Origin of the sequence: Catenovulum sp. SX2 (assembly GCF_052056295.1) — a bacterium.
Lineage (GTDB): Bacteria > Pseudomonadota > Gammaproteobacteria > Enterobacterales > Alteromonadaceae > Catenovulum.
Window position 1 is genome coordinate 905,411 of sequence record NZ_CP182493.1, and the last position, 14,148, is coordinate 919,558.

The following is a 14,148-nucleotide window of genomic DNA, read 5'->3' on the forward strand; positions in this document are numbered from 1 at the left end:
AAGGTGAGCAATAACAATCAAATAGTAAGAGAATTGCCCCTTTCTCACACAATTTACTTAGACAGTGAAATCGACGCTGAAAAAGCTAAGAAACTAGTGGTTTACCATTATCCATTGAACAAATCATATCGATGGAAGGAGTGGCAAGAACACTTAGACACAGAGCTTTCTAATCGCTACTACCCATATTTGATGCGCAGCTACAAAGGGCAATTTGGCTTATTTGTAGCTGTGGACTCTGAAACCACTAAGCCACCGGTTATTCTCAATAAAGATGGAATGGATATTCGCCCCGAGAAAGTCCAATACTCCGCTGAAATGAACCCCATCTGGATACGTTTGATAATGCGCAAAGTATCTGCATTTGGGACTCATTGCAAAGGAAGTCATACATTAGGTAGGCCTCTTCTTAAAATAGATACTTGGAACACTAAAAAAAGTACAGGCGTCAATGCAATCAGTTTAGATTGTAGAACTCAACAACGCAGGGATAGGAATACGACCGAAGTAGTTCTCTTTCATGAGAATGTACCACTTCGTGTATTAGACAGCGCAAAAGCCAACGCAGAACACCGCAATTCTATGTGGGTATATGATAAGAACAACGTTTTAGTGCGCTGGATACCTAAAAAAGGTGAAAAACCTTCCGGGCCTGTGTATTCAGAAATACGTAAAAATAAGAACAAACGAAAGCAACGCGCATTTATTGATCTTTCTAATGCAGATGCCTTCAAGGGCAGCTGGCCATGCTTGCTTAAACCTATTCAAGATGAATTGATTGATAAAGCCCAAGAATATGGTTTTAACCTAAAACCTAAAATCTTAAACCTCAGGCCATTACCTCTCAAGACTAAATATAAACAAGGTCCAAAAACTCGAAATACAATGCCTAGTGTAGCATTGCTAGAAAAAATTCTTGTGCTCGACTTACGGTTCTCAAAGAACATATCGGCTGAGCAAATGTTGTTACCACTTAATCAAGCGCTATCTGAAAAAAGTATTAACACACAACTTCATCTTTTACCTGATTGCGCCCCTCAAAATATTGATAGCCTTGAATTCAGTAAGTCTGATTCAATTTTAGTTCTTTTAGATCAATATCCTGGAGTTATTGAAGACCATTACCCTCTCACAACTAAACTTCGCACTAAGGTCGCTTGCCAGCATATCAATGTAAACCCATATGACTTAGACGGTGACTCCATCGAAGCCAAGCTTATTAATGAAATTAGCGACGAAGAGAGTGATGAAACATACTTAGTACCTGAAGACGAATACTATAACTATGCTCTATCTATGTTTGAGACAGATAGCAGGATGGAGGCACTGAAACGCAATTTAGAAATAGTCATCAAAGAATTAAGTATCAAGCATTTGCTGCATGATGATCAGGTCAAATTAAGCTCAATGCTTCCTGAAGAGCGCGACGTTCTAACTGAAGAGCTTGTTGTTATAACCGACGGTTACCTGTTTACAGTTCTAAATGACAGACCAGTACTCATCCCCTTTAATCCAACCATATCAGAGCATGAAAAAAATTGTGATTTAGTTTTGGGTAAATTTAATACCTCAGTAAAGCAGCTGTTTGCATTGTTGAGTAGAGAATGGCCATACAGCTACCAACCACAGGTGGTAATGCAAGGTTTTGGTAGTGATGCAGAAAAGTATGCTAGATTTGCTCGCAGGCAGACCATCGTTATACATAAAACGGAATCTGTTTCTATCTACTACCAAGACCCCAAGTACGATACGCCTCATATGCTTCCGAACTACCTTGCAGAAACACTGCAAGAACTCCAATCACAGAATATCTCTATGCCATTAAAACAGTGGCAGTTACCTGAAAGAGACGTGTTAGAAGAGCATATTAATGAATTGAAGGAAGAAGGTGAGCTATCAGAGAAAAGTGCAAATACCTTACTTATGCAGCTTGATGATATTAAAACATGCTGGCATGAAGCACTAGGTACTTTATGGCAGGAAAACCGATCATCTATTGAATACAAAGAACTAAAGCAACATGCATTTAAAGCACTGTTAGGTGTGATGAACAATAAGTTGCCTGAAGGTGAAATGCCCAAAAAAATTGTAAGTTCAAGCCTCAGCGGTTCTTGGGCCAAAGTTGCTTCAAGAGTATTTGGTATTCCATTGCAAGACATTCGAGCCTGGTTAAGAGACATTCCTGGTATTCAAAGGTTATGGCATGACCCAGAGCAAGGCTATTACATTGTAGGAAGCTTAGCGCCGCCTAAATTACAACTAACCAGACAACCAAGTATTCGCCAATGGCACGCACTCCAAGGAGAAATGAATACTGAGCTACTTGCCTCATTAATTGATGTTGACTGGGTTCGCTCCAACCAACTTGCTGGTAACCCATGTGTGGCACTACTTGTTAGACGGTGGAGAGATTGCCAAAACGGCAAGGAAGAAGCTTTAGGTTTAGGGTTGATAAAATGAAAGTAAAAAATTCGGCGATTATTTATACCGGATATGACTACCAAACATTGCAAGGTATTAAGCTACTAGCAAACTGGCTTCACAGTCCTGCATCATATAGTCGAGTTGCATTTGAAGCAGACAATGACAGTAATGAAACACCTGAAGGTATAGATGATGTCGTTGGTGAACGGCCAAATGGCATTAAAGATTTTTGGCAAGTTAAATTTACCCCCTCCCCTGAGAAGGATGAAAACTGCCTTACGTGGGATTGGTTGTTAAAAATCTCTGGTAAAACAGCTAGATCTCGTTCCATTCTTAAAAAGCTCTACGATGCAATTAATGCTGTGCCTGCTGAAAAGCTTGGGGATGTAGTTCTATTGACCAACAAGCGGCCGGATAGATCTATGGAGTCTTGCCTGCGTGGTTCAAAAATAGACTTTCATCAGGTTGATGATGACTCACAACAAGAGGTTATCCGACAATTAGGAAACCACGAAGCCGCTATGTTTCTTTTTTCGAAGTTGACCGTCCAACATAGTGATGGAGACTACCTTACGATAAAGCGTAGTGTTCGAGCCGAGCTTTTGAAGTTTTCCGACGATACAGGCGTTGAGCGGCTTGTCGCAAGAGCACGTGAATGGGCAATGTTTCAGAATAATCCTCCAGAAAATGGTTGGATTTATCTTCATCATGTTAGAGAAGTTTTATCACCCAAAAGACCGGAGCCCATACCTGAAATATTCTCTGTGCCTGAGGATTATTGCCTCCCAGATTCAGATTTTCACAATGCTCTACTTGCTCGTATTAACAGCTCAAACGGCGAAGTCATTACGTTAACGGGTAAGCCTGGTGTTGGAAAAAGTACGTATCTATCGTTTCTGTGCCAAGAATTGGAAGATCAGGAAATTCCGCTATTACGTCATCACTATTTCTTATCATTGGGGGATACAACAGAAGACAGACTAAGCCCAAGAATCGTCGCTGAATCGCTGCTACATCAAATCAATAGCTTTCACAAAGAAGCAAATGTAAGTACATCCCATCCTGAAAACCTGCGTGATGCGCTGGTAACCTGCGCAAATTATTACAAAGACAGGGGAAAACCCTTTTTAGTATTAATTGATGGGCTGGATCATGTTTGGCGAGACAATGCAAAAAATAAAAAGCCATTGGACGAAACCTTCAGACAATTGCTACCTACAACAGAAAACTTAGTGATACTTGTTGGAACGCAACCAGTTGACGATGAATTACTCCCTCACACACTGCTTACTCATTCTCCTAAGAATGAATGGCATTGGTTGCCTGAAATGTCTGGAAATTCGATATACGAGTATTTAAAACTTCATATTGAATCTGGTCGATTATTCTCCAACTGTCATGAGGATCATGTAGATGAAGAAATTCAGAAAAGTGCTGGCGCGTTATTAAAGGCTACAAATGGCTATCCACTGCATGTGATCTACTCATCTGAGTATCTGTCTCATCATGGATTAGCACTTTCTTCCTGGCAAATTGAGAAGCTTCCGCCATGCTCCGATGGCAATATTACTACTTACTATTCCGAGCTCTGGCGTAACCTCAATTATAGACAAAAGGATGTTCTTCACCTTTGCAGTGGATTTCAATTTGCATGGCCCAGACCGGCGATTGGTTGCGTTGTCAAAGATATTCATGAATATGCTCCGAGCGTTGATGCCGTTGCACACATGCTTTCTGAAGGAGTTTGTGGAGTAAGGCCTTTTCATGAAAGCTTGGTTGTGTTTGTTAGAAGTCAGGAAGAACACGAAGAACGAATAAGTGCCTTGCTGCCATCTGTGTGTGAATGGCTAAACTTAAGCGCACCTATTCATCTCAAGGATAATTGGCTTTGGTCCTGTTTGGCTCGAATGGGCAGCACATCCGAATTACGAGAAGGCGTTGTAAGGGACTGGATACTTGATAAGCTTATTACTGGCATGCCAGTCAAATCATGCATAAGGCTATTATCTGAAGCTGAAACATATGCATTTGAAGAACTTGAATATGCTGAGGCATATAGCCATAGAGCATTAAAAACCCGGCTTATAAATGGACCTGAATTCCAGACTTGGGATTCCAATAATTTAAGTACGCTTTCCCTTATATTAGCTGATGAAGCATCTATAAATGAATTAATATCAGGACAAAACGAGTATTCACCAACCAAATTATCCATATTGGCAATTGCATTATGGTATAGAGGGGCAGTTGATCAAGCAGAGTTGTTATCGCAGAAGGCTATTGATCGATATCGGGCTAAAACCAAACTTTTGTCTTCTCGACACTCTCAAGATAACGAAGCTGAAGCTGCTGTATTGATAAAAGCAGGAGTATTAACTGACAGCCTTAACTACGATGCGATTTTTGAAGGAGGAAACTTCTCTAATTGGCCCGATGGATATGTGGCTAGTTTTAGACGTGCATGCCGTACAAAAAAAGAGCTGGGTCTGCTCTTCCGGGCTTGGCAGTGTTTACCCAGTAATTCAAATCATATCGGTCAAATCGAACTCGATGCAATTAGATTAAGCATTATAGAGGGTGCAGATATTGCCCGTAGGCCAGAATATAGCGCTTTTTCCTCACAGACGTTATCTCAGTTTTTAGATATATTCTCTAAGAAAAAATTTGCCAGTATTAAAACTCACCTTTTTGATGGCCTGTCGGAAACAGTCTTCAAAGTTGAAAAACCTGGCGGTTATCATAGCTGGTTTTTTTCTTCACTTTGTACCAGGTTAAGTGCAGAAGGCGACTTCTCTTGGTTACCAGTTAGTGCAACATCAGATCGAGCGGATGTGTCAGATCATTATGTATTGCTTAATGAGCTTTCAGATTGGATCGCAAATGAACTTTTAGCAGGGAATACATTAAACTTTGACGTAGTTTGTGCGATGTTTCCGCTGTGGCCAATATTAGATGAGGTTCAATGGGAGACAAGAAGAGCCGATATAGCTTTAAAGCGCGATTGGATTGAAATTGCAGCCGATTGTCACCTGATAACAACCAAATCTGAAGTTTCGCGTGATGAACTAAAGCAAATTGTTGACTCTGGTGTATTCAGAGTTGACTGGCTTCGGTTATGGTATAAGGAGGTAGGTCTCAAACTGTTAGACGATGATGCTGTTGTACTGCTCATTGAACTCGACGAGGCTCGACAGTTAAATGAGCTAGAAGAAACAATTGAGAATTCTAATGCTTACCTTGAACTCGCTCAAATAGCATTCCAACACGATAATCTAGCCCTTTTTGAAAGGTGTATGAGAAAAACATGGGATTTTGTGCTCGGTTACGGGCATCATAAAGACCCCACTATATTTGATGTTTTAAAAGCTGTGGAATACCTTTCCGAAGCTGAGCCAGATTCTGCTCTGGAAATATTAGAGCGGATATCACCGATAGTTTTCAATATATCCAAGTTTACCGACGGGGATGAAACTAGACACTCTAAGCACTCCATATCTTCACTATTAGCAAAATTAAACCCGCAAACAGCTGCTTCAGTTTATGATCAAGAGCTTAGCGATGGCGAATGGTATTATGCTGAAGAGACAATACTTAGGCTGCTTGAAAAATGTGACTTTTCTTCGCCGATTACAAAGCATTTATTTCTCACTGGCTTGCACTCTAGTTGTTACCAAATGCTAAAAGTAAACGTTGAGAATGGAGATCTACATGCTACTCATATTGCTAATGAAACAGAAACCTGTATTGGAATCGATATTAAAGAAATCACTACAGATAAATCAACTGCTGATGAATTTGATGAAAAAATCACTTTACAACCAGCTGATTTTCCACCAGAAAAATTCCAAGAACTATCCCTAGCGCTAAACGGGAAAATTAGCACCAGTAGTTTTTTAAAAAATTGGTACAAGTATTGGTGTGATCATGGTCAAGAAGATGCTCTATTAAAGCAGTTGACACCACTCATTCCAACATTTATTGACCGTTTGAATGACAAACGTCACTTGTTAGATCATCTTTTCTACAGTACACAAAAATTCAACGGTAAAGAAAAAGCATTTAACCTTTTAGTTTTTGCTCACAAAGCCATGGGTGGCTGGTCTGATTGGTACGAGCGTTCGGAAAATAGTATCAACCGACTTAAAGTGGTGGCTGAGCAATATCCTAAAAAAACAGACGAGTTTATAAAGCTAACAACATCGGAGTTGGATAATTGGAATGATAAATTCGGTAACTTAATCATTCCAAATGATAAATTAGTCTTTTTACTTTCCCAGAGTGGAAGGAAGGATGAGGCTCTTGAACTGACATTATCGATGGTTGAAAGCTTGGAAGACAGCGTTCGCAATCTTAAGCTGACTAAACCAGACTGGGATTGGCGTCGTGATGACTCTCTCGATGAAGCATTGGTTAAGTCGTTAATTTCAAGGCTTAAACTTCCAATACCTTCTGTTAAATTATGGTCTATAGACCAACTTTCAATACTTTTAATTGCACAGCACCCAAAAGTTGAAGAATTATTGAAAGAAGATTTAGCCAATAGAAAGCAAGAGTCAGAATGTGTAGAAGTGCTATGCGTATTTTTCGCAGCCAAGCATCGGGGCTATGTCTGCCCAAAAGATTTAGGTCATTTAATTACAGCAAGGTCCTCTCTCTCAGATCTATTAATAGAAGAACTGGAACCTACAACAAAAGATTTAGGTGAGTACACCTATCCATTTTCACCGCTTATCAGCTTAACTCATGATAATAATCGATTCGAATACTATCAGGGGAATCATGTACCTTTAATGTACAATTCATGGTTAGAAAAAGAAGAGAAAAGAACGAGTATACCTTTTACCGATTACTTTCAATTTGAATGGAACACTACATTTGAATATCAGCCTTCAAAAGCAACAAATATTGATTATTTTTTTAGTGGCGATCGTCAAAGGTCTACTGGCCAATTTTATACGCAGGCAAGTCACCGTGGGCGTTCAGCATATTTAAGAACAATCGAACTAGCCAAAGAGATTTACGGTATGCCGGATTCTTACGCGGGACATTTATCAATTCCAGCATTACCTATCGAGCCTGCGTATCTAGCACTTCGCCCTCAAAAACCCAAATGGTTACCAGTTTGGAATGGCATTAACTCCCCTAATGAAGAGCACTTGAGCAACTATGTTAAAGAAGCATTAGCCAACTTCTCTCACACAGATGACAGCCATAACCTTTTAGCATTTTCATTACCTATTAAGATTGATGACAATACCTGGATTGATTTAACTGCTGTAAAGGTGAACTCTGAAGTAAGGCTGACACCGGACATGCATATAAAAGAACGTTCTCACTGCATTGCTGTTGGCAACCTTCTAGATAAGGAGCTGTCATATGAACTTGGTGCAAGTCAGCCACATGAAAATCCTACAATGGCCGGCACTTCGTATCCATTTATGAGGTACGGTCATTGGCACTCTGACCTAGAGTCACGTGGACTCTACATCCCAAAATGCACAATTGATGAAAACAAAATTACAGGCTCATCCTACAATGGCTTGTTTTACTACACTATTGGCAGCGCCACTATTGGATTTTCATCATTCTGGTATAGCAACTGGCAACCAATTCATCCGAAAGGAGTTCGGTCCCTATGTGGTACTTATACAGCGGTCAGCAAGGAAAAGCTTGGGATATGGTCAAGCCTGGTTGATAAACAGCAAAAACAATGTTACGTCTGCAATGCCACCGTTCTTAGCTCAGAAGCAAGCTATAGAGAATACGACCAGCACGAGTTTAACTTTTTAGTTTACCAAGACTGAAGCTATCTATGAGTATTTCAATGTAAAAAAGGCGAACCATCTCTGGTTCGCCTTTTCTAAATCATGCGTTCACAATCTTAATTGCATTCACATTTTTAATTGTTGCGTTCACAAACTTAATTGTTGATCACCAGTAAAACCAATTTACTCTGCATAACTCTCCGTAGTCGGACAGCTACAAATCAAGTTACGGTCGCCGTATACATCATCTATACGGTTTACTGTTGGCCAGAATTTGTTTTCACGGGCTTGTGCAGTTGGGAATACGGCTAGTTCGCGACTGTATGGGTGGTTCCATTCAGCTTGGCTTAAGTCGCTCATGGTATGTGGTGCATTGCCAAGTGGGTTGTCTTCTAATGGCCATACGCCTTTTTCAACTTGGTCTATTTCGTTTTTAATGGCGATCATAGCTTCAATAAATCTGTCTACTTCACATAGTGGTTCAGATTCAGTTGGCTCTACCATTAATGTACCCGCAACTGGAAAGCTCATAGTTGGCGCATGGAAACCATAGTCAATTAAACGTTTTGCTACGTCCATTTCAGTTACACCTGAGCTCGCTTTTAACGGGCGAATATCAATAATACATTCGTGCGCCACGCGGTCGTTTTGCCCTGTGTACAAAATTGGGTAATGTTCGGCTAAACGTTTTGCAATATAGTTCGCGCTTAAAATGGCCACTTGAGTTGCTTTACGTAAACCTTGAGCACCCATTAATGCAATGTATACCCAAGAAATTGGCAATATACCTGCACTGCCCCATGGCGCGGCTGAAACTGCACCATTGGCTTTGTCTAATTCATCAATTTGTACAACTGGGTGGTTTGGTAAAAACGGTGCTAAATGTGATTTAACACCAATTGGTCCCATACCTGGACCGCCACCACCGTGTGGAATACAGAATGTTTTATGCAAGTTTAAGTGCGATACATCTGAGCCAATAAAACCAGGCGATGTTACACCAACCTGTGCATTCATGTTTGCGCCATCCATATACACTTGACCGCCGTGGCCATGTACTATGTCGCAAATTTCACGAATGGTCTGTTCGTATACACCATGGGTTGATGGGTAGGTGATCATTATGCACGATAAATTGTCTGCAACTTCTGCTGCTTTTTTGCGTAAGTCGTCTAAATCAACATTACCTTTTGCATCACAAGCTGTTACCACAACTTTCATACCAGCCATTTGTGCAGATGCTGGGTTAGTACCGTGCGCAGATGATGGAATTAAACAGATGTTTCTGTGGCTGTCACCTCGGCTTTCGTGATATTTACGAATAGCCAATAAACCTGCGTATTCACCTTGTGCACCTGAGTTCGGTTGCATGCTTATTGCGTCGTAACCAGTAATTTCGATTAACCAATCGTTCAATTGGCGGATCATGCGCTGATAACCTTGCGCTTGCTCAATTGGCGCAAATGGGTGCATGTTGGCAAATTCAGGCCAAGTTACTGGGATCATCTCTGCGGTTGCGTTTAATTTCATGGTACAAGAGCCCAATGAAATCATTGAATGATTTAAGGCTAAATCTTTATTTTCTAAAGATTTAATATAACGCAACATTTCAGTTTCTGAGTGGTGCGTATTGAATACTGGATGGGTTAAAAACTCGCTGGTACGTTTGTACTCTGCAGGAATGCCAGATTTTTGTTGGGTAGCGATTACTGTGTCTAGCGCTTTAATATCTAAACCATGGCCTTCGCCTAATACGATATCAAATAGCTCAGCTACGTCGTTAGCTGTTTTAGTTTCATCAAAACTAACCGCTACGACACCGTCTAAATCAACACGTAAATTAACGCCTTTTTGCTCAGCACGCGCAACAATTTGAGCTTTGCTGTCTGTCGCAATGGCCACAGTGTCAAAGAAGTTTCTGTTTTTAACTTCAATGCCTTTGTGTTTTAAACCTTCAACAAAAATTGAAGTTAAACGCTCAACACGTTTAGCAATTGTATCTAAGCCTTTTGGCCCATGGTAAACAGCATAAAACGCTGCCATATTGGCTAACAATACTTGCGCAGTACAAATGTTTGAGTTGGCTTTTTCACGGCGGATATGTTGCTCACGCGTTTGCAACGCCATACGTAAAGCAAGTTTGCCTTTGCTGTCTTTAGAAACACCAATAATGCGACCCGGCAATGAACGCTTTAAGCTATCGCGCGTTGCAAAAAATGCTGCGTGTGGACCACCGTAACACATAGGTACACCAAAACGCTGCGCACTACCTACCGCAACATCTGCACCCAATTCACCTGGTGTTTTTAATTGAGTTAATGCTAATAAATCGGTAACAACAGTAGTAATACCTTTGTTGTCTGCAACATGCGCAATCAATTTTTCAATTGGGTTGATGTCACCATAGGTATTTGGATATTGGAATAATGCACCAAATACATCTAATTCTAATACTTTTTCAGCTGGGGCAATTTCAACTTCAAAACCAAATAATTCAGCGCGTGTTACCACAACATTAATGGTTTGTGGGTGTACGTCATCTGCTATAAAAAATAGGTTCGACTTTTTGTTTTTACTGGTACGTTTTGCAAACGCCATTGCTTCGGCTGCTGCTGTGCCTTCATCTAATAAAGATGCATTGGCAATTTCTAAACCAGTTAAGTCGATAACCATTTGTTGGTAGTTTAACAAGCTTTGTAAACGGCCTTGCGCCACTTCTGGTTGATACGGCGTATAAGCTGTGTACCAACCTGGATTTTCTAACACGTTACGTAAAATTACGTTTGGTGTATGCGTTGGATAGTAACCTAAACCAATATATGATTTGTTTACCTGATTCTGCGAAGCAATTTGTTTTAACCAGCTTAAAACTTCTACTTCGGTTTGAGCTTCACCTAACGCCATTTGCTCGTTAATCAAAATGTTCGAAGGAACAGTTTGTTTGATTAAGTCGTCCAATGACGTTGCACCAATTGTGGCTAACATGTGTTGCTGCTCGGCAACATCTGGGCCTATATGGCGTTGAATAAAATCATCTCTATTTTCTAATTGCGATAAAGATACAGGTTCGCTCATGAATCGGGATTCCTAAATCAAATTAGTTTGCTAATTTATGCTTTGTTCAGTGTTCACGCCCCAGAGCACCGCCATCATCACGCCAAACGCTTTAAATCCATCCTTGGAACGCTCTAACACAACATCCCTGTTGTGTAACGTTGGCTTAGCTGATGCCAGTGCTCTGTGGCTTAATCAACATTGGTGTTGCAAGCTTTATCCAACCAGCGACACTCATTTAATCCACTGAACTAAAAATAAAAAACCCCGAGTATAAACTCGAGGTTATAAATTCAAATTTTTTACAATTTAAACTCAGCTTTTATACGTAATGCTGAGCACAAATTGATTTTATTCGTCGTCTAATGCTTGCTCGTAACCTTCAGCATCTAACAACGAATCTAATTCACCTTCGTCTTCAACTTTTAATTTAAACAACCAACCGTCATTGTATGGGTCAGTGTTTACAAGCTCAGGTGAATCTTCTAATTCTTCGTTCACTTCAATAACTTCACCAGCAATTGGAGCATATACGTCAGAAGCCGCTTTTACAGACTCAACTACTGCAATTTCGTCACCTGCAGTAAAACCAGCGCCAACGTCTGGTAAATCAACGTGAACTAAGTCGCCTAATAAGTCTTGTGCGTGATCAGAAATACCAATAGTCACTATGCCATTGCCTTCGTCACGTACCCACTCGTGGCTGTCAGTGTATTTTAATTCTGGAAGGATTTTGCTCATTAAAATATTCCTCTGTAAAAATTTTAAAATTAGCTCAACAAAGACTTACCGTTGCGAACAAACGCAGGTTTAACTACTTTCACTGTAACCCACTTTTTGCGCATTTCAACTTCAACTTCATCACCTGTTGCAACAGGTACACGTGCAAATGCAATGCTGTGGCCTAAAGTTGGAGAAAATGTACCACTGGTAATTATGCCTTCACCTGCTTCGCAGCGAATTTTGCTGCCAGCACGAAGTACACCTTTGTCTAACATAACCAAACCGACTAATTTTTCAGTTTGGTTATTTTTGTATTCTGTTAATGCTTGGCGACCCACAAAGTCACGCGCTTCTGGTTGCCATGCAATTGTCCAGCCCATATTTGCCGCTAGTGGCGAGATATTTTCGTCCATGTCTTGGCCATATAAATTCATGCCAGCTTCTAAACGTAAGGTATCACGTGCACCTAAACCACAAGGTACAACACCAGCGTCGATTAATTTTTGCCAAAAATCTGGAGCTTGTTCGTTGGCTAATAAAATTTCGTAACCTGCTTCGCCTGTGTAACCAGTGGTGGCGATAAATAAATCGTCCGCTTGCACACCAAAAAATGGCTTCATTCCAGCAACAGCTTGCTGCTGGGCTTCAGTTAATAAACCGCCAACAATTGAAACCGCTTCTGGGCCTTGCACTGCAATCATTGCAAGCTCAGCACGTTCAGTTAAAGTTACTTCAAAATCTGCCGCAACTTTGTTTAACCAAGCTAAATCTTTTTCACGTGTGGCTGAGTTTACAACCAAACGATAATCAGTTTCGCTGAAATAATAAACAATTAAATCGTCAATCACCCCACCTTGCTCATTTAACATGCCTGAATATAAGGCTTTGCCTTTTACTGTTAATTTAGCTACATCATTAGCTAATAACTTTTGTAAAAAGGCTTGAGCTTGTGCGCCTTTAGCGTCAACCACTGTCATATGTGACACATCAAACATACCTGCTTTTTCACGCACTACTTGATGTTCTTCAATTTGTGAACCATAACGAATTGGCATTTCCCAGCCGTGAAAATCGACCATTTTCGCGCCAGCTTCTAAGTGTTTTGCATGTAGTACAGTTTTGAGTGTCATAACGAGTTGTAAACCAGTTTTGTGGGGGTCAAAATTTAGGCGGCGAATTATAACCGAGTTGTTTTAACAAACCTAGTTTTAATCTGTATTTTCTTTGTGCTTTTTAAAACATTGATAATTTAATTCGTCAGCCAATAAATATAAGGTATCTGAATTGACAACATTGTTAAGTTGCTCACCATATATCCGGCTCATAAGTGGTTCATTCATATAATAATCTTGGTAACAGGCACTTAAAAACACTGTTTGTTCAGTTGTAGTTGGCGATAGCAATTTTAGTTTTGCCGTTAACAACATATTTGGGTAATCAGCATAACTAGCAATCATAGCTCCAGCATTATAACTGCCAGATGAAAAGCCCATGGTAATTACTTTTTGCTGAAATAAATATTGTAAAGTAACTCGGCCAGTTGCCGCATCATCTAACTCATCGTCAGGTAGTAATACATACACATCACCCAATACACTGGCTTTCTTAACAAGTTCAAAAGTTTTAGTATTTTTGCCTTCATTGCTTACCACATGAAGTTCAGGCCATTCATGTGCCAAATGGCTTATTAATTTTTTATTGTTTGTTGCTGTCACTAACTTGTAATCAGCAAAGGCTGTTTGTGCTAATAGGCGTAAGCGCTGGTATGAGGCAGTTTCGTTAATATAAACCCAAGCTTGGCAACTTTGTTTAGTTTGACAACGCAATAGCTCTAATTTTTCACCTTGTTTTTGATTAACCCCTAATACAACAGCTTGCAGCAAATGTGCATTTTCGACATGCGTAACTAAATGATAGGCGTTGTCGTAACCTGTCACCAACATGCTGTGCTGGCTATCTGGGCTTGCATAAAAAGGCACTAATTCTATCTCAGGTGCCAATAATGTTTGTGTATATTGAAACTGCGCTTTAGAAAATTGATAAGGGGGAAAATAAAAACCGACGGTCAACTCTATAGGCTGAGCCACTAGTTTAGTGGTTAACGTAATTAACCCTAAACAACTCCAACACAAGAGTAATTTAAAGTTTTTTAACCGCATAATGGCACTTTACTCACAAATAG

The 14,148-nt window shown here is 40.2% G+C and carries 6 protein-coding genes; 2 read left to right on the top strand and 4 right to left on the bottom strand.

Annotation, left to right across the window (positions count from 1 at the left end; translation table 11 throughout):
• The first annotated feature begins 3 nt into the window (after window positions 1-3).
• Together ACMZOO_RS03800 and ACMZOO_RS03805 are read left to right on the top strand one after the other, a co-directional pair.
• Entirely contained in the window at window positions 4-2,460 is a 2,457-nt protein-coding gene (locus ACMZOO_RS03800; RefSeq protein WP_440905463.1) for a hypothetical protein, read from the top strand.
• Complete coding sequence (locus ACMZOO_RS03805; RefSeq protein ID WP_440905464.1) at window positions 2,457-8,228, top strand: ATP-binding protein; 5,772 nt, start codon at window positions 2,457-2,459, stop codon at window positions 8,226-8,228. Before ACMZOO_RS03800 ends, ACMZOO_RS03805 begins: the two co-directional genes overlap by 4 nt.
• Window positions 8,229-8,372: 144 nt before the next feature.
• Here the strand turns inward: ACMZOO_RS03805 and gcvP are convergent, their stop codons facing one another.
• The 4 genes from gcvP to ACMZOO_RS03825 form a co-directional block, all read right to left on the bottom strand.
• The gene (gcvP, locus tag ACMZOO_RS03810) at window positions 8,373-11,264 is read right to left on the bottom strand and encodes an aminomethyl-transferring glycine dehydrogenase (RefSeq protein WP_440905465.1); all 2,892 of its coding nucleotides are present in this window, start codon (window positions 11,262-11,264) and stop codon (window positions 8,373-8,375) included.
• A 330-nt stretch (window positions 11,265-11,594) separates the two neighbouring features.
• Complete coding sequence (gene gcvH / locus ACMZOO_RS03815; protein ID WP_016955360.1) at window positions 11,595-11,984, bottom strand: glycine cleavage system protein GcvH; 390 nt, start codon at window positions 11,982-11,984, stop codon at window positions 11,595-11,597.
• A gap of 29 nt (window positions 11,985-12,013) precedes the next feature.
• A complete protein-coding gene (gene gcvT / locus ACMZOO_RS03820) occupies window positions 12,014-13,096 on the bottom strand; it encodes a glycine cleavage system aminomethyltransferase GcvT (RefSeq protein ID WP_440905466.1) in 1,083 nt (360 codons plus the stop codon).
• 78 nt (window positions 13,097-13,174) lie between these two features.
• Entirely contained in the window at window positions 13,175-14,125 is a 951-nt protein-coding gene (locus ACMZOO_RS03825) for a hypothetical protein (protein ID WP_440905467.1), read from the bottom strand.
• Window positions 14,126-14,148: the final 23 nt, after the last annotated feature.